20 protein-coding genes and 1 pseudogene are annotated in these 20053 nt (G+C 64.4%); 12 read left to right on the plus strand and 9 right to left on the minus strand.

Translation table 11 applies throughout. The features are described 5' to 3' along the window. A pseudogene (locus QQK25_RS19085) lies at positions 1-308 on the minus strand (hypothetical protein); the annotation flags it as partial. 183 nt (positions 309-491) lie between these two features. Here QQK25_RS19085 and QQK25_RS19090 point away from each other — a divergent pair. From QQK25_RS19090 to QQK25_RS19110, 5 genes are all read left to right on the plus strand, one after another. Further along, the gene (locus tag QQK25_RS19090) at positions 492-2819 is read left to right on the plus strand and encodes a Tex family protein (protein WP_284189374.1); all 2328 of its coding nucleotides are present in this window, start codon (positions 492-494) and stop codon (positions 2817-2819) included. 1374 nt (positions 2820-4193) lie between these two features. After that, positions 4194-4550, plus strand: a complete 357-nt coding sequence (locus tag QQK25_RS19095; protein ID WP_284189375.1) for a DUF2834 domain-containing protein — start codon at positions 4194-4196, stop codon at positions 4548-4550. 31 nt (positions 4551-4581) lie between these two features. Continuing rightward, positions 4582-5322 carry a hypothetical protein gene (locus tag QQK25_RS19100; protein WP_284189376.1) on the plus strand — a complete coding sequence of 247 codons (741 nt, stop codon included), beginning with the start codon at positions 4582-4584 and terminating at the stop codon, positions 5320-5322. Positions 5323-7041: 1719 nt separating this feature from the next. Further along, the gene (locus QQK25_RS19105) at positions 7042-7560 is read left to right on the plus strand and encodes a hypothetical protein (protein WP_284189377.1); all 519 of its coding nucleotides are present in this window, start codon (positions 7042-7044) and stop codon (positions 7558-7560) included. A gap of 106 nt (positions 7561-7666) precedes the next feature. After that, positions 7667-8440 carry a hypothetical protein gene (locus QQK25_RS19110; RefSeq protein ID WP_284189378.1) on the plus strand — a complete coding sequence of 258 codons (774 nt, stop codon included), beginning with the start codon at positions 7667-7669 and terminating at the stop codon, positions 8438-8440. A gap of 268 nt (positions 8441-8708) precedes the next feature. Here QQK25_RS19110 and QQK25_RS19115 read toward each other — a convergent pair whose 3' ends face one another. The 6 genes from QQK25_RS19115 to QQK25_RS19140 form a co-directional block, all read right to left on the minus strand. Continuing rightward, positions 8709-8963 carry a Txe/YoeB family addiction module toxin gene (locus QQK25_RS19115; protein WP_284189379.1) on the minus strand — a complete coding sequence of 85 codons (255 nt, stop codon included), beginning with the start codon at positions 8961-8963 and terminating at the stop codon, positions 8709-8711. Next, positions 8960-9211: a type II toxin-antitoxin system Phd/YefM family antitoxin gene (locus QQK25_RS19120; RefSeq protein ID WP_284189380.1), complete on the minus strand. Its 252-nt coding sequence runs from the start codon at positions 9209-9211 to the stop codon at positions 8960-8962. The genes QQK25_RS19115 and QQK25_RS19120 overlap by 4 nt, the downstream gene beginning before the upstream one ends. Positions 9212-9298: 87 nt before the next feature. Further along, positions 9299-10993 carry an AAA family ATPase gene (locus QQK25_RS19125; RefSeq protein ID WP_284189381.1) on the minus strand — a complete coding sequence of 565 codons (1695 nt, stop codon included), beginning with the start codon at positions 10991-10993 and terminating at the stop codon, positions 9299-9301. After that, the gene (locus tag QQK25_RS19130) at positions 10990-11358 is read right to left on the minus strand and encodes a hypothetical protein (RefSeq protein ID WP_284189382.1); all 369 of its coding nucleotides are present in this window, start codon (positions 11356-11358) and stop codon (positions 10990-10992) included. The genes QQK25_RS19125 and QQK25_RS19130 overlap by 4 nt, the downstream gene beginning before the upstream one ends. Beyond that, positions 11355-11672 carry a thiosulfate sulfurtransferase GlpE gene (locus tag QQK25_RS19135; RefSeq protein WP_284189383.1) on the minus strand — a complete coding sequence of 106 codons (318 nt, stop codon included), beginning with the start codon at positions 11670-11672 and terminating at the stop codon, positions 11355-11357. The genes QQK25_RS19130 and QQK25_RS19135 overlap by 4 nt, the downstream gene beginning before the upstream one ends. Positions 11673-11828: 156 nt before the next feature. Beyond that, the gene (locus QQK25_RS19140) at positions 11829-12389 is read right to left on the minus strand and encodes a flavodoxin (protein WP_284189384.1); all 561 of its coding nucleotides are present in this window, start codon (positions 12387-12389) and stop codon (positions 11829-11831) included. A 124-nt stretch (positions 12390-12513) separates the two neighbouring features. Between QQK25_RS19140 and QQK25_RS19145 the strand changes: the two genes are divergently transcribed. Further along, positions 12514-12768, plus strand: coding sequence for a hypothetical protein (locus QQK25_RS19145; protein WP_284189385.1), 255 nt, complete (start codon positions 12514-12516; stop codon positions 12766-12768). 56 nt (positions 12769-12824) lie between these two features. Here the strand turns inward: QQK25_RS19145 and QQK25_RS19150 are convergent, their stop codons facing one another. Further along, positions 12825-13559 carry a dinitrogenase iron-molybdenum cofactor biosynthesis protein gene (locus tag QQK25_RS19150; protein WP_284189386.1) on the minus strand — a complete coding sequence of 245 codons (735 nt, stop codon included), beginning with the start codon at positions 13557-13559 and terminating at the stop codon, positions 12825-12827. Positions 13560-13727: 168 nt separating this feature from the next. On the opposite strand from QQK25_RS19150, the gene QQK25_RS19155 reads away from it, so the two are divergent. Continuing rightward, entirely contained in the window at positions 13728-15371 is a 1644-nt protein-coding gene (locus QQK25_RS19155) for a SagB/ThcOx family dehydrogenase (protein WP_284189387.1), read from the plus strand. Continuing rightward, a complete protein-coding gene (locus QQK25_RS19160) occupies positions 15368-15808 on the plus strand; it encodes an ankyrin repeat domain-containing protein (protein WP_284189388.1) in 441 nt (146 codons plus the stop codon). Before QQK25_RS19155 ends, QQK25_RS19160 begins: the two co-directional genes overlap by 4 nt. Before the next feature lie 19 nt (positions 15809-15827). On the opposite strand, the gene QQK25_RS19165 is transcribed toward QQK25_RS19160, so the two are convergent. Continuing rightward, positions 15828-17153 (minus strand): amidohydrolase, encoded by a 1326-nt coding sequence (locus QQK25_RS19165; protein WP_284189389.1) that lies wholly within the window; start codon positions 17151-17153, stop codon positions 15828-15830. Between the two features lie 135 nt (positions 17154-17288). Here QQK25_RS19165 and QQK25_RS19170 point away from each other — a divergent pair, with 135 nt between their 5' ends. The 4 genes from QQK25_RS19170 to QQK25_RS19185 all read left to right on the plus strand — a co-directional run. After that, positions 17289-18188 carry a LysR family transcriptional regulator gene (locus QQK25_RS19170; protein ID WP_284189390.1) on the plus strand — a complete coding sequence of 300 codons (900 nt, stop codon included), beginning with the start codon at positions 17289-17291 and terminating at the stop codon, positions 18186-18188. A gap of 111 nt (positions 18189-18299) precedes the next feature. Beyond that, positions 18300-18695 (plus strand): ArsC family reductase, encoded by a 396-nt coding sequence (locus QQK25_RS19175; protein WP_284189391.1) that lies wholly within the window; start codon positions 18300-18302, stop codon positions 18693-18695. After that, positions 18692-19567: an Hsp33 family molecular chaperone HslO gene (hslO, locus tag QQK25_RS19180; protein ID WP_284189392.1), complete on the plus strand. Its 876-nt coding sequence runs from the start codon at positions 18692-18694 to the stop codon at positions 19565-19567. The genes QQK25_RS19175 and hslO overlap by 4 nt, the downstream gene beginning before the upstream one ends. 90 nt (positions 19568-19657) lie before the next feature. Next, positions 19658-20053 (plus strand): septum site-determining protein MinC (locus QQK25_RS19185; RefSeq protein ID WP_498027236.1); only part of this gene is annotated, 396 nt, incomplete at its 3' end.

Here is a 20053-nt window from a genome sequence, read left to right on the forward strand (position 1 = left end):
GTCTTGGCGGCAACCACCGGCGCGGCGCGACCACCGCGGGCGGGCGGCGCCGCCTTGGTCACCACCGGCTTGGCGGCCGGTGCGCGGGCTGCAACAGCCTTGGGCGCCGGCTTGGCCTTCTGGGCCACCGGCTTGCCAGCAGGCTTCTGTGCAACGGGTTTCTGGGCGACCGGCTTGGGGGCCGGCTTGGACGCGGCAGGCTTTGCGGCCTTGGCCGGGTGCGCGGGCTGCGGCGCGGCGGAAGCATCGCTTCCGACCACCATCAGACCGAACGCCACCGCTGCCAGCGTAGCGAATAGGGGGTTCATTGGGTGTGTATCTCCTGCGAGGCCGGGCACGTCGAAACAGACGGCCGGCGGGGCGTGCACGGGTGGGGAGTGCCCACGGCACGAATAATCGGCGAATTCTACCGGAAAGTTGTCGGGCGACGGGCTTGCGGCGGCGGCCGGGTTTCTGCACCATGCGCCCTTTTTCCACGCCAGCAACCGTCCATGCTTCTGCCGATCGAACAACGCATTGCCGCCGAGTTAGGTGTACAACCCCGCCAGGTTTCTGCGGCGGTCCAGCTTCTTGACGAAGGCGCGACCGTGCCCTTCGTGGCCCGCTACCGGAAAGAAGTCACCGGCGGCCTGGACGACACCCAGCTGCGCAACCTCGAAGAGCGCCTGGGCTACCTGCGCGAGCTGGAAGAGCGCCGCGCCGCGGTGATCGCGAGCATCGACGAGCAGGGCAAGCTCGACCCGGCCCTGCGTGACGCCATCGAGAACGCCGAAACCAAGCAGCGCCTCGAAGATCTTTACCTCCCCTTCAAGCAGAAGCGCCGCACCAAGGCCCAGATCGCCCGCGAAGCCGGCATCGAGCCGCTGGCCCTCGGCCTGCTGGCCGACCCGACCCTCACGCCGGAAACCGAAGCTGCCAATTACATCAACGCGGAAGCCGGTTTTGCCGACACCCGCGCGGTGCTCGACGGCGCCCGTCAGATTTTGATGGAGCGCTTCGCCGAAGACGCCGAGCTGCTGGGCACGCTCCGCGAATATCTCGCCGATCACGGCGTCGTGGCCTCCACCGTCATCGCCGACAAGGAGAACGACCCCAACGCCGCCAAGTTCCGCGACTGGTTCGACTTCCGCGAGGCCATCTCCACCGTGCCGTCGCACCGGGCGCTGGCCCTCTTCCGCGGCCGCAACGAAGGTTTCCTGCGCCTGCAGCTGGCGCTGGACTCCGACCCCACCGACGGTTCCGCCCCCGGCCCCAACCCCTGCGAAGCCCGCATCGCCGGCCGCTTCGGCATCAAGGATCAGGGCCGCCCGGCGGATTTTTGGCTGCGCGAAACCGTGCGCTGGGCCTGGAGCGTCAAGATTTCCCTGCACCTGGAGCTCGAACTCCTGGGCAACCTGCGCGAGCAGGCCGAAGAAGAAGCCATCCGCGTGTTCGGCCGCAACCTGAAGGATCTGCTGCTGGCCGCCCCTGCCGGCCCCCGCGCCACCCTGGGCCTCGACCCCGGCCTGCGCACCGGTGTGAAGGTGGCGGTGGTGGACCAGACCGGCAAGCTCCTCGACACCGGCGTGATCTACCCCCACGAACCCCGCCGCGACTGGGACGGCAGCCTGCACGCACTGGCCAAGCTGTGCGAGAAGCACAAGGTATCGCTCATCGCCATCGGCAACGGCACCGCCAGCCGCGAGACCGACAAGCTCGCCGCCGACCTCATCAAGCTGCGCCCCGAGCTGCACATGACCAAGATCGTCGTGTCGGAAGCCGGCGCCTCGGTGTATTCCGCATCCGAGCTCGCCGCCAAGGAGTTCCCGGATCTCGACGTGAGCCTGCGCGGCGCCGTCTCCATCGCCCGCCGCCTGCAAGACCCGCTGGCCGAGCTGGTCAAGATCGATCCCAAATCCATCGGCGTCGGCCAGTACCAGCACGACGTTAACCAGACCCGCCTCGCCCGCGCGCTGGATTCGGTGGTGGAAGACTGCGTGAACGCCGTGGGCGTGGACGTGAACATGGCCTCGGCCGCGCTGCTCACCCGCATCTCCGGCCTCAACCCCACCCTCGCCGCCAACATCGTCGCCCACCGCGACGCCAACGGCCCCTTCCCCAGCCGCGCCGCGCTGCTCGAAGTGCCGCGCCTCGGGCCCAAGACCTTCGAACAGGCCGCCGGCTTCCTGCGCATCACCAACGGCACCAACCCGCTCGATGCCTCGGCCGTCCACCCCGAAGCCTACCCGGTCGTCGAACGCATCCTCGCCGACATCCAGAAGGGCGTGCGCGAACTGCTGGGCGATTCCCGCGCCATCGGCCAGCTCAAGCCCGAGCGCTACGCCGACGAGCGCTTCGGCCTGCCCACCGTGCAGGACATCCTGAAGGAACTCGACAAGCCCGGCCGCGATCCGCGCCCCGAGTTCAAGACCGCCAGCTTCAAGGAAGGCGTGGAAGAGCTGAAGGATCTCGCCGAAGGCATGATCCTCGAAGGCGTCGTCACCAACGTCACCAACTTTGGCGCCTTCGTGGACATCGGCGTGCACCAGGACGGCCTCGTACACGTCTCGGCCCTCTCCGACCGCTTCGTGAAAGACCCCCACAGCGTGGTCAAGGCCGGCCAGGTGGTGAAGGTGAAGGTGCTGGAGGTCGACCTCCCCCGCAAGCGCATCGCCCTCACCATGCGCATGGGCGACCAGCCCGGCACCACCAGCCGCCCCGCTGGCGAACGCCGCGACGCCCCCCGCGGCAACCAACGCGCCGCGGTTGCCAAACAGAACCGCGAACCGGCCATGGCCGGGTCGCTTGCCAGCGCATTTGCGAAGGCACTGAAGAAGTAAATCACCCCGCGGGCCGGCCAAAACCGGCCCGCAGCGCTTCAACCAGCCTCCTCCGCAACACTCCCCCTGTAGGTCGGACTTCAGTCCGACACCCTCCCCCACCGGCGCCCCCTCTCGCCGACGCAACACCCCCATCGCAAGCCCGCCCAGGGCCGTCGCGCGCCTGAAGCCCCCCACCCGCGCCACCGCCACCCTTCTTCGCCCCACCGAACCCGCCCCCGCCAGCCCCAGACCTCAATCCCAGCCCGCCGCGGAAAGCACCCGGCGCGTGCGACGCGTCAATCTGCGCCGCAAACCATGATGTGCACGCCTGCAACGACGATGTTGCACGCCCAACATCAACAATCGGCTCGCCAAACCCTTATGTTGGGCCGCCAACATAAACAGCGCACCGCGCTAACCCTTTTGTTGACGTCGCAAACTAAGGGTTTCGATCGTCAACATAAACAGTTGACGCACCAACATGAAGCATTGGGCCGTCAACATAAGGGTTAGCGTCGTCAACAGAAAGGTTGCGCAGGTCAACATGAGGGTTGGCGACTGCAACATGAACACTGACGCATCCAGCATCAGCACAGCGGCAAGCACCGAGTGATCGCCCCGGCAACATCCCCTTCGCGCCCCCATCAACAAGGGCGCCCGCTCCCACAACGTCACCGAGCCCGCCAAGCCGGGCAGGCGCGACTGCACGCACGGCTTCAGCAGACCAACACCATGCTTGCGGGCTGACGCGGCACGCAGTAAATTGCCACGGCATACAACAATGGGCGCAAGACTGAACAACGTCGCCCGCTGCAGGGGCAGGGGCAGGGGCAGGGGTGGGGGCGGGGCCTCGCTGTTACCGCAGCGAGCGGTCTAAAGATGATAGGCGACGGCGTGACGCAATTGATTCAGCACTACTTAATTGAAAACAGTCGGTTAGAAGAAATTCACAGGTTAGACGACAGTCGTCTACCCTGCTGCACGCGACATTTGTCGTCTACTTCACGTTAGAGAGCAGATGCACCAGCAAAGGCCGCACCGTTCGTTTAGCTCGAAGTTCAGGCGCTATTTCTGGGCGCGCATGGACTCATCGCAACTTGCTCGGTTGTTTGTCAATGCGTGTGGCGTTGAGCGCAACTCTAGGGTACCGGCAATCTCTCAACGTTTTCGCCAGCTACGCTTTCGTCTAGCTTCTGAGCTAATCGCAAGAGGTGTAGAACTTCCCCAAGAGCTCCGGGCCATTCGGTTCAATTACCCGTTTCCAGTAAACGCTTGGCATCAGCGCATGCAAAAGCTCTCTAACATCCCGGTCAAGGCGCAGCCTTCGGCTGCTGGGACGTCCCGCAAGCGGGCCGCCCCTTACCTACAACGTTAGGCCCCATAGGAGACAACATGCGGATCGTCTACATTCTTCTCTGTATCGCTGGCACTGCCTTGCCTCTCTCTCAATTTGTTCCGTGGCTTTCCGCGCACGGCCTCAATGTGCCGCTCCTGTTGCAACTTGCCACCTCAAGCCACATCGCCGCATTCGCATGGGCGGACGTCCTCATTTCGGGTATCACTGTCGCCCTATTCGTGCTCGCGGAGGGACGCAAGCTTGCAATGCGTCGACTGTGGCTTCCATTGTCCTGTCTCATGGTTGGCCCCTCATTGGCATTGCCGCTTTTTCTTTTCCTGCGGGAGCGTCATCTTGCGGCAGCAGGGTCTAACAATTCATTCAAGCCGACGCCGCCTCGCGGCGCGGCTTAATTCAGGCGTTAGGCCCCACACAAAGAGACATATGAGCACCTCCGAAAAAATCAAAGCAGAACTGGACTGGCTGCTTGAGCAACAACAAAAGCTGCTCGACCTGAGCCGAGACAACAAGGACATCCTGGATTTCGGAACCGTTTATCAGAAGTGGTACTCGAAGGCCTACAAGATTGTTGAGGCCCTAGCACCCGAGCGACTTCAGGAATTTTCTGGGTACTACCTAATCGACCCAAAGAGAAAAACAGCGGATGCGGGAAATTACGCCATTCAAGATTACATCAAGGGAATTGGCGCAAGGCTTGATATCTATAAAAAGCCTTTATGGGACATCAACAACTTAGTAGGCGTTCGCGTACTAAATCAAGTGCAAATCTTATCCGCACTAACATCGCGAATTGACTCGGTACTGCAAGACGTGACTGGGCATCTATTTGCCGAACTGCAAGACTCAGAGCTAATTGCAGCAATACAACTCAAGAAAATAAGCAAAAGAGCTGCGGGAGCGCTTGCCGGAGTAGTCCTAGAACGCCACCTGCAACGAGCCGCAGAGAACCATGGCATCAGCATCGGCAAAAAGAACCCGACAATCGCCGATCTCAACGACCCGCTGAAGAGTAAGGGCGTATACGAGCAACCTACTTGGCGAAAAATTCAGTTATTGGCGGATATACGAAACATTTGCAGCCATCAGAAATCCACGGAGCCCACCGATGAGCAAGTTGAGGAACTTATTTGTGGAGTCAACTCAATAATTAAAAGCGTCTTCTAAGAAGGCTCTCGACGCAGAATTACATGCAACAGAACAAGCGCAAATGTGGCCTAACTGGGCAGTCAAGCGGACGCCAACAAGGGCCATGCCTTCGGCATTTTCATGGCCCTTGTTGGTGCCCTACGCACCTTCGGTGCTCCGGCGCCGCTTACCTTGGGCGTTAGGCGGTTCGGATCGCTCATGAACAGTCGACTTCATCTTCCGTCGTCACTCGCGGCAACCATCGCGGCTTCGGCAACCGGTGCCGGCACGTTTTGTACATCGCGTCGGCTTCGTCGCCTCGCCGAGCGCCATAGGAGCCAGGTGCCAGCTCGCGCTACACACAGTTTTCTCTATCGGTCCGGCGTGCTCCGCCGCACCGGCCTCAACATGGGGTGCTGCCGTAGTTACCCCCCGTCTAACACTGCGCTCAAGCGGACCTGCCGCAAGCGGCAGTCCGCATAGCTCCAATGTTAGAGGGCAAGAGTGAGCGGATGGGGACGTTGTTCTTTATGAGGAGAAAAAAGTGGTAATTGCAGCCGAGTACGAAAACACGTTGTCCCCAGGCAATAGGAGCGTTGTTCGAATTTCTTGTTTCGGGCTTAAGACACCAGCCTAGGTTTCCGACATCGAAAGCTATGGAGTCGATGAGGCTGGAAAGCAAAGTAGTGTTGCGATCGCAGCATCTGTCCTAAACAGTTCAGCGACTCAATGCTCGGCTCGCATAGTTCATTCAGCAAGTTGGTCTACGAGCTACGTAAGGATTCGCGCTGCCGATGGAAGCATGACGGACTTTTGTGCCATAAAGAAGATAGACATTACGAACATGACGAATGAAAGGTGATTCAATGGACGAGTTATTGCCTGTTAGCGGGTTTGTAGGAAGCGTTCGCATTCGGACGTTTTAGGGCTACTTCATCTATCCCTCGCACGCGATGTTCGGAGCCACAAAACCTGAATACGGTACAGACCCGCATGAGTGGACCGTGTTGCCGTCGCCGCACGGTGGGTACAGGATAAAGACCCAATTCAGCCCCGGATTCACAGCGCCTGCCGATTGGTATTGGCAATGCAACTTGAGTGACCCAGGCAGAATAATTCTCCTAACCAATAACGCTGATGACGCGGCGGACTTTCATATTCAGGCCCATCCGATGGGCAACGTGCCAGGAATGGGCAACGGCTACGTTATGAAGAGCCGGGAGGGGCTTTGCGTATGCGCAGAGCCCATGAACCACTCAATTCACCTACTTGCTAATCGCGCCGAGGCTCGAGAATGGGAAAGATTTTTTATCGAGATCGTTGGTCACGGAATCGTAACGCAGCCGCCCCCAACCGTGGTCCAGCTTCCATTTCAGTGTGAGGCATGTCATCACGTCTTCGGCTACTGCTCAGGCGGCTCGGCAGGACAAACCTGTTACTTCTACGACAGTCCCGTCGCGGGATACAGTTGTCCTAACTGCGGGAAAGAGTATTACAGAATAGGGCATACTCATCGATAACGCCTCACTTCCTCAAGCGCGATGGCGTTTCCAAAGAACTTGCCCTTTAACCTTTCGGTCGAGCGGACCTGCGCAAGAAGCCGCGCAGGTCGCTCACCTCTACGTTAGGCCTGCTATGCCACCCTCGTTGTCCTGTCTCGCTCAGTACCTACCCCTGCTAAAGGACGCCGTTGTAACAGCTACCGGACTCGTTGCGGCGTATGTCGGCCTGCGTGGCTTAAGCACATGGAGAAGGCAGTTGGAAGGAAACACTGAGTACGCGCTTGCCAAGAACGTTCTTGTAAGCTGCTACGCGGTCCGCTCAGCAATTGCTGCCGTTCGGCACCCGTTCATGCGGTACTCGCAAGAGCCTGACCTGCCTGCCGAGAAACTGAAGGGACTAGACGCCCGGCAGAAGGAATGGCACTCGCTTGCCCAAGAGTACCAACGTCGATGGAAGCCATTGGCTGAAGCCGTTGCCAAGTTGGAGTCGCATATGCTGGAAGTAGAGGCGGTATGGGGGCCATCTACTCGCGCCAAGGTCGAACCCATCACCAAGCTCGTGTCCGAGCTTTTGTGGTCGATCGAAGATCATCTCGAGCAGAGAAATCCGACTGGGGGCGCAGGTCCGGACGACCCGAGCGAGGCGAAGGCGAGACGAATGGTTCTCTACTCGCAGCACGGCAAGTATCCTGATGAGTTCAAGGCTCGGTTGGACTTGGCAGTGAGTGAGATCGAGGCTGAGCTGAAGCCACATGTGCTGCGCCAGCATGCCTGACCCCTCGCTCAATCGCCGACGCGCTCCGGCAGGCGGCTTAGCTCGAACATTAGGCCCCCACTAAGCAAAGCCTTTACTATTCTTCAAGCATATCAACGGAGAACCAATGAATCTCACGGATTGGGCCGCTATCGTCGGTGCTCTTGCTTGGCTCCCACCAATCTTTGGTGGTATTCGCGCCTGGCTTCGCAAACCGAAATTGCAGGTCTTCACGCAGCCAGCGCCAGAAATTGGATTCACTACAAAGGGCCCAATTCTAAACATGAAGCTTGCGTTTGCCGTCACCAATCGGGATCTGGTCATCACTGGGGTTCGCATTCACGTAACTCACGAATCAGGCGAACAAATCTCCTTAGCGTGGCAAGGAATTGTTCAACACATGGGTCGCATTAGCTACCCGCAAGTGGGCTCTGCGCCATTTGAGCGAGAGTCTGGCGTGTTGGCATTAAAGGTGCCACAGTCATCAGTTGAAGAGCGCTTCATCAGATTTCAAAACCCAGAATTCACAGCCAAGCTGGCTGAATACGACGCTGTAGCAGTAAGGCGCCTTGTGCATCTACGGAAGACAAGTGCGCTTGATCGGAGCTTCTTACAGGCACAAGAGATGAGTGACGTCTATTCATTCATTCGGCATGATTTTCCGTGGAAGCCGGGCTCCTACCGGGTCTCCATATTGATCGAGTCACCTGAGGTCTTCGACGTTGTAGGCACCGAATATGAGTTTTCGCTCAGCCCCCTGTTCATACAAAGACTACATACAAATCTAGAGCAAGTCGAAACGTACTACGCTGCAGAGATTTTTCCTGAGGATGATGCCGGCAACAAAAGTCCAATTGCGCGCTGGGACTGGGTGTACCCGGAAATGCATCCAATTCAATAAGCGACACATGAACGGGCGACATTTTCTGAGACAGTTTGTCTCCCTTACGCTCAGCGCGGAGCCAACAATGAAGCGAAACACCAAAGCTCAAAATCCAGCGCCTAACTGGGCGTTCAAGCGGACGCCAACAAGGGCCAAGGCTTCGCCTTTGTCTTGGCCCTTGTTGGTTGCCTTCAGTCGCTGCGCTCCTTACGGCGCCGCTTAACTTTGGCGTTATGATCGCTTGGCAGGCGGCTCGGTTCGGAAAGTTGAATATTTCAGGACCGGCTCAGTAGTGATACCTCAACTGCGCAATCAGCAGCGCATCCCCATCCACTTTGTAAACCATCCGGTGCTCGTCGGTGATCCGTCGGGACCAGTAGCCGGCCAGCGCGTGTTTCAAGGGCTCCGGCTTGCCGATGCCGGCAAAGGGTTCGCGCTGGGTTTCCTTGATGAGCTTGTTGATGCGCTCCACCATCCGTTTGTCCTGCTGCTGCCAGAAGAGGTAATCCTCCCAGGCGGCGTCGGCAAAGATCAGTCTCATTCGGCCAGCTTTCGTTCACTTCCTTGCCCGGCGTTGAGTTGCTCGGTTGCGGCCAGCAGGCGTCTGGCGTTTGCGGGGCTGCGCAGCAAATAGGCGGTTTCTTCAAGGGCCTTGAAGTCTTCCAGCGAGAGCATCACCACCGATTGCTGGCCGCCGCGGGTGATGATGAGGGGTTCGTGGTCGTTGCACACGCGGTCCATCGTGGTGGCGAGGTTGGCGCGGGCGGCAGAGTAAGAGATGGCGTCCATTTGTTGGCTCCGGAGTTGTACGCAAAAATGTACATCCCTCACTCTCCCCTGTCCAGCGCGTGCCGGCAAGTACCCTCGACGGCTGGCCTACCCCACCTCCATCGCCCTGAACACCGCGCACCTTCGAAACACCCCCTCCTCCGCCTCAACCCCCTTCTGGCTGCAGTATTTCCCCACCAGCTTCGCCAGCCCCTTGATGTCGCGCCCTGATGCCTGCGGGAAGATGTCCGGTAGGCGCTCCAGCAATTCCGGTGCGATCTGCAGTCCAAACTGCTCGGCCATCACGCCCCAGATCTTGCGGCGGTCTTCGCGGCTGGGCGGGTGGAAGCGGATGAGGGCGATGCAGCGGGAGACGATGGCTTCGTCGATGTCGTCCACGCGGTTGGTGGTGAGGAAGAGCAGGCCGTTGAAGTATTCGAGCACGCGCAGGAAGACGCCGACGACGGCGTTCATGGTGATGTTGTCGTCGCGGCGCTTGATGTAGACGTCGGCTTCGTCGATGAGCATCACGGCGCCCCAGCGCTGGGCGCGGGTGAGGACGTCCTTGAGCACGGTTTCCATCGCGGCCACGTTGAGGCCGAGCTGGCCGGAGTGCACGCGGTAGAGCGGCCGGCGGATGATTTCGGAATACACCTCGGCGGTGAGCGTCTTGCCCACGCCCGGGGGGCCGGCGCACAGCACGGTGGTGCCGCCGCTCTTGCCGGCCACGATGTCGTCCATCAGCACGTCCATCTCGGCGGTGAGGATGTCGATGAGGTCGGTCTGCTCGGGGGGCAGCACCAGCTTGTCCTTGAGCGCGGGCTGGTAGGCGTAGGGTTGCATGTCTTCCACATGCACCCACACGTAGTGGTGCAGGTCCAGGTGGAACATCAGGATGTAGAAATGCACCGGCAGCTCGGTGAACAAGCCCTTGCCGATGCTGGCCTGGGCGTCTTCGACCTCGGCTTCTTCCTTGCCCGACAGGCGCGCGCCGCGCATCACCCGGCGGACGAACTTGGCGAGAATGTCGCCGGTGGCGTCCAGCGCCAGCACCCGTTCGCCGAGGATGCTCTCGTCGTTCACCAGCCGCGCGGGCGAGCCGGTGGATGACAGGATGATCTGGTCCTTGCGGGAGTAGTCGGTGTCCCGGTGCGTGGCGGTGGGGTTCTCGGCAAACCAGCCCACGCCGGTGCCGGAGAACTGCGCACCGTACTGCCCGCGCCAGTCAAAGTAGCGGGCGGCCATCTCGTCGTAGCTGGCGAGGAGCGCGGGGGTTTCCTTCACGTAGCCCTTGGCGGCGAAGACTTCGGCGATGGTGCGCCCGGCGATGTCCGGCCCGGTGATGCGCAGGGTGGTGGCGGCCAGGCGGGCGCGGGAGTTGGCCTTGAACTCCACGAAGATCTTGCCGCTCTCTTCTTCGGAAGGCGGGGTGAAATCCAGCCGCGTGACCACGTAGGCGAGCGGCTTGCCGTTGATGCCGGCCGAGAACACCCAGCCGCGGCTGGCGTCTTCGGCCAGGTAGCGGGCGATGGCGGGCACGGCCATCTCCAGCTCTTCGGGCTCGAAGCGTCGGCCGCCGCCTGCCAGCGCGTGGCGCAGGGTGGCGATCTGGGCGGCGCGGGCGCGGGATTCGGCATCGCCGGCGGCAAGGCGCGCTTCGAGCAGATCGAGCTCGGGCGCTTCGAGGGTGTGGAAGGGGATCTCCACCCGATGCCCGAAGCGGAGCTGTTCGCGCAGGTGTTCCAGCCGGGGGAAGGCGGCCATCATGGCTTCGATGTGGGCCTGTTCGATCTGCAGTTTCATGCGTCGGCGTCCTCTTCTTCGAGCCCGGCGAACAGGCCTTCGGCCCGGATCATGGCCTTGAAGGCCTTCATCACGGGGCGCGACAGCGTGGTTTCGGCGAGCACGCGTTTTTCGTAGATGAAATCCCGCAGCGCCTCGCCGCCGGGGGCGCGGGCCTGGGCGATGAGCGCGTGCAGTTCGTCGCCAAAGCGCTGGCCGGGGCGGTGCTTCACGGCGTCGTAGAGGGCGGCCATCACCACCTTGTCGGTCTCGCTCATCTTGCATTTGCCGTCGAGGATCTTGAGCATCACCGTAGTGGCGCAATCCACGTCGCTGGGCGTGAGGGGATGGGCAGCCACCCAGGCGGCCACGCTATCCATGCTCATGCCTCGGTCGCGGCGAAGGCCATCTCCAGCGCCGGGTAACCACCGTCGATGCTGAACACCCGGGTAAAGTGGAAGTCGGCAAACATCTGGGCGTAGGTCTTGCTGGCGTTGCCGTGGTAGCAGTAGATGAGCACCGGCGCGGCCTTGTCGAGGCGGCGCGTCCAGGCAAAGAAGCGGTCTTCGGCCAGGTGGGCGGCGCCGTCGATGTGGCCGCGCTGGTAGCTCGCCAGGTCGCGCACGTCGAACAGCGCCACCCCCGGCTCGCTGCGGATCAGCGCGGCGGCGTCGGCGGCGGGGATGCAGTGGTAGGTCATGGGGGGTTCCTCTTGCGAGTTCATTGGTAATCGTTGGAAAGCAAAGGCCAGGTCGCCCTGTAGGTCGGTCTGTAGGTCGGACTTCAGTCCGACAACACGGCCAGTTCGGGGGCGCTCTTGTCGGACTGAAGTCCGACCTACAGGGCGCGGCGGCGCTCAGGCGGCGGCGGTGGTCTTCTCCAGCAGCAGGGGCTTGACCTGCGCCAGCCAGGTGTCGATGCGTTCGTCGGTGAACATGCCTTGCGTGCGCTGGTCGATGACGAGGCCGACGAAGCGCCCGTCTACCACCGCCGCCGAGTGGGCGAAGGTGTAGCCATCGGTCGGCCAGTCGCCGACGATCTCGGCGCCCCAATCCTTGAAGACCTTGTAGAGCGCGAACAGCGAGCTGCAGAAGCGCTCTGAGTAACGCTCCTGTGCTCCCAAGCCGAAGAAGGCGATGCGCTTGCCGGTGAGGTCGGGCGCGGCATCAAATTTGGCGAAAAACTCAGCCCAGTTGGGCTCGAAGCAGCCGGAGATGCCGTTGCCGGGGATCTCGCCTTCGCCGTAGCTGGGCGTGCCGAGGATCAGCGCGTCGTACTGCAGCATCTCGGCCGGGGTGATGCGGTTGACGTTGATCGGCTTGTCGCAGACGTCCTCGCCGATCTTCTTGTGCAGCTTCTTGGCCACCAGGCGGGTGGTGCCGGTTTCGGTGCCGAAGAAAAGGCCAATCTTGTTCATGTTCGCTCCCGAGCTTCGATCAGACGGGGTGGCACGCCTGTTGCACGCCACCGTTCAAAACCCCGGCGGCTGTCGGTTTGCCGACACGACCGGGCACATTCAAGCCAACCCCACGGAGCCAGCCATGCCAGCCACCACCATCGACCACAAGGGCACGCCCGTCGCCATCGGCGATCCGGTCCGCGTCCTCGACATCACCCTCGACCCCGATCTGGACGAGGACGAACTGATCATGTTCGAGGACATGGTCGGCGCCGTCTGCGAGGTCGAACGCATCGACCCGGACGGCACCGCCTGGGTGGCCCTGTGGTGGAACGGCGACGAAGGCACGCTCACCACCCAGGTGGGGCTGTCGCCGGCCCAGATGGCGCGGGTGTAGGGCCGAGGCTGCTGGCCGGGCAAACGCCCGGCCGGTGCCGCAAAGCGCCGGGAGCCTCATTCCTCTTCCTGGGCGCTGTAGTTCTTGAGGCGCTTTTCCGCCGCCACGCCCAGCACCTTGAGCAGCCAGGGCGGGGGCGAATCGACCATCGCCTTCTGAAACTGCGAGACGATCTCCAGCGCCGGGCCGCCGTCGGCGATCTTGATGGGGTAGATGTCGGCGCGGATCACCTTGGCCGCCGCCGGGCCGCCAATCGACACCACGTAGCACACGTGGCAATCGCCGATGAGCTGGGCGCGCCACAGGTTCTTGTCCTCGGCGAGGTCGGCGTCCATCGTGTCGCGGATGTCCACCAGGCGGATCTCGTCGGGCGACACCTGATACACCAGAAAGCGCAGGCACGAACCGAAGTGGCCGGAGAGCGTGTCGCCCTTGTCCGAAGCCACCGCCACCCGCACCGAGCCGGGCATGTCGCCCTCGTCGTAGGGCTGGATCTTGGGCAGCGAGTCGTCGCCCTGGGTGTCGCCCCACAGGATGCGCACCGCCAGCTTCATGGCTTCAAGACCGATCCCGATGTCTTCGCCGTCCTCCTCGCCATCCGCGCTGGCGAAGCCGGTCTTGAGCATTGTCACCGTCACCTGACGGAGCATCTCCTCGTCGATCTCGTCACCCAGCCGGCGCTGCAGCAGCTCGATCAGGCTCGACAAGGACGCGTTGGGCATGGCCCGGGCCGCCAGGGCGATGCGCAGGGCGGCTTCCCGGGTCACCGGGGGCTTGGTTCTGGTATCCATGGTTGGGTCTCTGCGAAGTGGGGGTTGTTGGGTGTTGTGGGTGTTTTCCCCTTCCCCATGCAGAGATGGTGCCAGCCGCGCGCCAGCGCCCGCGCGTCGCTAACTGCTTGATTTCTCGCAGGCATGGCCTTTGCTAAAAGAAGCTCAAACCCACCGGAAACGCCAATCGTGTCGGATATCCCACAAAACCCCGTCGCCCCCGACAACCCGCTCGCCGCCTACCACGCCCGCACCCGCCACCGTTTCGAGGCCTTCGCCGAAGGCCCCGGTCAGCTCGACTGGGACGCCCAGCCCGCCGCCTTCCGGCACTACGCCGGTGCGCCGGTAGCGCTGCTGCCCCTGGCCGCCGACCGCTTCGAGCGGCCCTTCGGCGATCTGGATGTGCCGCCGGCAACGCCCATCCCGGCGGACGCGACCAGCCTCGGTGCGCTACTGGAGCTGGCCTTCGGGCTCTCCGCCTGGAAGAGCTGGGGCCCCAACCGCTGGGCGCTGCGCTGCAATCCATCATCGGGCAACCTGCATCCGGTCGAAGCCTACGTGCTGGCCACCGGCGTGCCGGGCGTGGCCGACGGGCTGCATCACTACGATCCGGAGGCGCACGCGTTGGAGGGCCGCGCTCTCGTTGAGGCGGACGGCAGCCACTGGCTGGCAGTGGGGCTCTCCAGCGTGATGTGGCGCGAAGCCTGGAAATACGGCGAGCGGGCCTTCCGCTACTGCCAGCTGGACGTAGGCCACGCGGTGGCGGCGCTGGCCTACGCCGCCGCGCTGCTGGGTTGGGAGGTGGCGCCGCTCACCCTGCCCTCGGGCACCCTCGCCGGACTGATGGGGCTGGATCGGGAGGAAGACTTCCCCACCGGGCGCTTCTCCTTCACCGAGGATGAGGAGCCCGAGATCCTGCTGGCGATTCGCGCGCCGGGCATCCACGCACCGCCCGCCGGGCCGGCGCTGCTGGACTGGATCGCCCCCGCCAGTTGGCACGGCAGCCCCAGCGCCATCGACCCGTCGCCGGGCTACCGCTGGCCGATCGTCGACAAGGCGGCCCGCTTCAGCCGCCGCCCTGCAGATGCGCTGCCTGCGCTGCACCCGGTGTTTCCGCGCCTGCCGGCGCTGCCGCCCCACGCCACCGCCAGCGGCGCCGCGCAGATCATCCGCCAGCGCCGCAGCGGCCAGCGCTTCGACCCACGGCACACGCTGCCCCGGGCGGATTTCTACCGCATGCTCGACGCCCTGCTGCCCCGGCCGCGGGCGCCCTTCACGGCCCAGGAGGCCGACCCGGCAATCCACCTGCTGCTCTTCGTGATGCGCGTGGAAGGCCTGCCGACCGGCCTCTACCTGCTGCCCCGCACGCCGGATGCGGCGATTCCCTGCGACATCGGCACGCCCCGCCCGGCGGCGGACTTCGCCCCGGACTGCCCGGCCCACCTGGGCCTTGTCCAGCTGGCGGCGCTGGGGCTGCAGGAAGTCCAGCGCCTCGCCCGATCCCTGTCGTGCCACCAGGACATCGCCTCCACCAGCGCCTTCTCGCTGGGCATGGTGGCGGATTTCGCCCGCCTGGGCAGCGAGGGACACGCCTACCGCAGCCTGCTCCGCGAGGCCGGCATCGTCGGCCAGGTGCTGTACCTCGAAGCCGAAGCCGCCGGCGTGCGCGGCACCGGCATCGGCTGCTTCTTCGACGAGCCGGTGCATCAGGCCTTCGGCCTCGCCGGCACCCGCTGGCAGAGCGTCTATCACTTCACCGTGGGCACGCCGGTGACGGATGCGCGCATCGAGACCGGCCCACCTTATCCCCAACGCCAACAGGAAGATTCATGACCCCAGCCCTTGCCGAATTCTTCGCCACCCACGGCTTCGACCCCGCCCAGCCTTCGGCCCTGCAGCCGGACCGGCGCTTCACGCCGCTGATGCGCGCCGCCAAGGAAGGCCGGCTCGACGTGGTGGATGAGCTCCTCACCTGGGGCGTGGATGTCTCCGTCGCCAACGCCGACGGCTGCAACGCGCTTTGGCTGGCCTGCTACAACGGCAGCCACGCGATCATCGACCGGCTGGTCCAGGCCGGCATCGACATCGACCGCCAGAACGACAGCGGCGCCACCTGCCTGATGTACGTGGCCTCCAACAGCAAGCCCGATCTGGTGAAGCTGTTGCTGGAACGCGGCGCCAACCCGCGGCTCGCCAACCACGACGACTTCAGGGCCGTGGATCTGGCCGCCTCGCTGCCCTGCCTGCGCCTGCTGCGGGCGGCGGCGTGAGACTCAACCTGAAACTGGCTCAGGGCGTGGCGAGGTAATCCAGCGCCAGCGCGCTCATCGCCCGGGCGCCCACGACCAGCGAGGCTTCGTCGATCTCGAAGCGCGGCGAATGGTTGGGTGCGGCGGTCTTCGGGTCGCGCTTCGGGTCGGTGGAGCCCAGGAAGAAAAACACGCCCGGCACCTGCTTCTGGTATTCCGAGAAGTCCTCGTACGCACCCAGCTTGGGCGCCAGCACCGCTTTGCCGCCGGTGACCTGCTGCATCGTCGGCAGCATGCGGTCGGTGAGGGCCGCGTCGTTCACCGTGGTGGAATAGCTGGGCTGCAGGAAAGTCAGTTCCGCCGTCGCACCGCTCGCCGCCGCGATGGATTCGGCGGTGGTGCGCATGCGCCGGCGGGCCTCGTCGCGCATCCCGTCGTCGAAGGCGCGCAGGGTGCCGAGCATCTCCACGCGGTCCGGCACGATGTTGTCGCGGTTGCCGCCGTGGATCGAACCAATCGAGATCACCGCCGGCTCGCGGGCGATGTTGAGCTGGCGGCTGACGATGGTCTGCAGGCCCAGCACGATCTGCGCGCTACTGACCACCGGGTCGATGCCGTTCCACGGAAAGCCGCCGTGGGTCTGGCGGCCATTCACCTTGATCGAGAACGAATCGCCCGACGCGAGGATCGCCCCGGAACGGTAGCCGATGGTGCCCACCGGCAGGAAGGGGATCATGTGGAGGCCGAAGATCGCATCCACCTTCGGCTTGTCCAGCACGCCGGCGTCGATCATCGCCCGGGCGCCGATGGCGGTGTGCTCGCCGTGGCCGGCCTCGGACGGGCCTTCCTCGGCGGGCTGGAAGACGAACTTCACGCTGCCGGCCAGCTGGTCACGCATCCCCACCAGCACCTCGGCGGTGGCCATCAGAATCGCGGTGTGGGCGTCGTGGCCGCAGGCGTGCATCACGTCCACCTCCTGGCCCATGTGGCGGCCCCTGGCTTTAGACGCGAAGGGCAGATCGACCAGCTCCTTCACCGGCAGCGCGTCCATGTCGGCGCGCAGGGCGACCACCTTGCCCGGCCGACCGCCCTTGAGCAGCCCGACGACACCGGTGCCGCCGACGCCGGTCGTCACCTCCAGCCCGAGCTTGCGCAGGTGCGCCGCCACCAGCGCGGCGGTGCGGGTCTCCTGGTTGGAGAGCTCCGGGTGGGCGTGGATGTCCCGGCGCCAGCCAATCAGGCGCGGCTCGACGGCGGCCACGCGGGCCTCCACGTCGGCCATACGGGCGGCGTCGAGGGCGTGAGCGGGGCTGTAGGCGGCAAGCAGCGCGCCTGCAAGCGCCAGGGCGCGGGTCGGGAAGTTCATCGGTAGTCTCCGTGGGGTCGGGCCGGTTGCCGTGGCATCCGGCCTCTTGTGGGGGTGGCGATACCCCATGGTAGAAACCGCGTTACGATGCGTCCAATGCAAAATAATTTGCAACTTGATGCCTGAAGGTAATCAATGGATCTCCATCACCTGCGCCACCTGATCGCCGTTGCCGAGCACCAATCCTTCCGCAAGGCCGCCGACGCCCTGTGCATCACCCAGCCGGCCCTGAGCCGCAGCCTCCAGGCGCTGGAGCAGGAGCTCGGCGTGCGCCTGATCGACCGCCAGGGCCGACGCAACGCCCCGACTGCCTACGGCGCGCTGGTGGTCGAGCGGGCCCGGCGCATCGTGGCCGAGATGAAGGAGCTCACCCGCAGCGTCGAACTCCTCAAGCGCGCCGACCTGGGCAGCATCGCAGTCGGCTTCGGCCCCACGCCGGCGGCCATCCTGATGCAGCCCTTCCTCGCCCGGATGACCTGCGATCACCCCCGGCTGCAGGTGCGCATCGCCCGCGGCGCGGTGGATCTGCTGGTGCAGGCCCTGCGTAACGAGGCCATCGACATCGCCATCGTCGACCAGCGCGCCCTCACGCCCGCCGACGATCTGACCATCGAGCCCGCCGGGCGCCTGCGGGGCGGCTTCCTGTGCCGCGTGGGCCATCCGCTGGACGGGCAGGCGCCGATCACCCTCGACGCCCTGCGCGCGTTTCCGGTCGCCTCCACGCCCCTCAGCGACGAGCTCGCCCGACTGCTGGTGGACCAGCTTGGCCCCGACGCCCATCCGGCGCGCCTCGTCACCGTGGCGAGCGAGGACATCCACAGCCTGCTCGATCTGGTCGAAGCCACCGACACCGTGTTCTTCGGCATCTTCGCCTGCGCCCGGGCGCGCATCGCCGCCGGCCGGGTGCGCGAGATCCGGATCCAGCCCCACGCCGAACGCCTCGGCCACTACGCGCTCGTCACCCTCGCCGGCCGCACCGAAGCCCCGGCCCTGCGCCTGTTCCGCGATTTCGTGCGGCAGCACTTCATGGAATGAAGCGGGCGCCGCCCCACGCCAGATCGGGCCAAGGCTTGGGGCACAGCCGGCCTGTCGCTTAAACTACGGGGCCACAGCGGCCAGACGGCCCGAACTCCGCGTTTCCCCGACATGCAAGACAACCGCGCCCCGACGGCCCACGCCGTCACCTGCTACGGCATCAAGAACTGCGACACCATGAAGAAGGCCCTCGCCTGGCTCGACGAGCACGGCGTGAGCTACCACTTCCACGATTACAAGAAATCCGGCATCGACTCCGGCCGGCTCCACGCCTGGAGCAAGGCCATCGGCTGGAAGACCCTCATCAACACCCGCGGCACCACCTGGCGCAAGCTCACCCCCGAGCAGCAGGCAATCGACACCCAGAGCGCCGCCGTGCAGCTGATGCAGGCCAACCCCAGCCTGATCCGCCGCCCGGTGCTCGAAACCGCCGGCGGCCAGCTCCTGGTCGGCTTCGACCCCGCCCTCTACGCCAGCCTCGTCACCCCCGCCGGAGCCCCCGAATGAGCGAACCCACCAGCTACGTCCAGCGCTTCCTCCTCGACGACCTCGACATCCGCGGCGCCATCGTCCTGCTCGACGACGTGTGGCAGGCCATGCAGATCAACCGCGACTACCCCACCGCCGTGCGCGACCTGCTCGGCGAGATGAGCGCCATCGGCTGCGTGATCGGCGGCAACCTCAAGCAGCCCGGCCGGCTCACCATGCAGCTGCAGGGCCACGGCCCGGTCAATCTGCTGGTGGTGGACATCACCGAAGCCCTCAACCTGCGCGGGCACGCCAAGTCGTCCGACGAGGCCGCCAGCAAGGCCGGCGTCGGCGAGCTGATCGGCGACGGCCAGCTCCTGCTGTCCCTCGACATGCCCGAACTGCGCCACCCCTACCAGAGCTACGTGCCCATCGAAGGCGACACCATCGCCGCGATCTTCGAGCACTACCTCACCCAGTCCGAACAGCAGCCCGCGGTGCTCCACACCGCCTGCTCCGGCAACCGCGCCGCGTGCCTCTTCCTGCAGAAGCTGCCCGACGCCGACAACAGAGACCCGGACGGCTGGGACCGCGTCACCCGCCTCGCCGCCACCCTGCGCCCGGACGAGCTGCTGGGCCTCGCGCCCGAGGAAATCCTCACCCGCCTGTTCCACCAGGAAACCGTGCGCCTGTTCGAAGCGCGCGAGGTCACCCACCACTGGCCGCTCGACTGGGAGAAGGTGCGCTCGATGCTGCGCTCCCTCGGCCGGGCCGAGCTCGACGCGGTGCTCGCCGACCACGGCGTGGTGCTGATCCACGACGACCTTTCCAACCACGAATACCGTCTCGACGCCGAAGATGTTGCCGCGCTGTTCGCCGAGGAGCCCGCCGAACCCCGCACCCTGCATTGATTCCGGGCCCGCGGCCCGGCGGACTTGCCCTAAACCTGTGTCAAAAGTAGACTTGGGCGGTTTTAGTCCGCGCATCCGCACCCAAAATCCATGGCCGAAGCATCATCCCTGCAGGGCAAACTGATCGAGTTCAAAGGCGCCAGCCTGGCAGTGATGACCGCCTACGTCCGTGACACGGACCCGGTGCGCCTCGCCGACGCCCTGCACATGATGCTCGGCGGCATGCCCGACTTCTTCGCCGGCGAACCGGCGATCCTCGATCTGGGCCAGCTCGCCGCCGATCCCGACCGCATCGACTGGACCGGCCTTCTGAGCCTGCTGCGCCGCTACCAGCTCCAGCCGGTGGGCGTGCGCCACCTGCCCGAACACCTCTACGAAGGCGCCCGCCGCGCCGGCCTGGCGGTGCTCGGCAACGAAGGCTTCTCGGCCGAACGCAAGGTCACCCCGCCGCCGCCGGCCCCCGTCGCGGCCCCCGCGCCCGCCGCC

Source organism: Zoogloea oryzae (genome assembly GCF_030161255.1).
GTDB classification, from domain to species: domain Bacteria; phylum Pseudomonadota; class Gammaproteobacteria; order Burkholderiales; family Rhodocyclaceae; genus Zoogloea; species Zoogloea oryzae.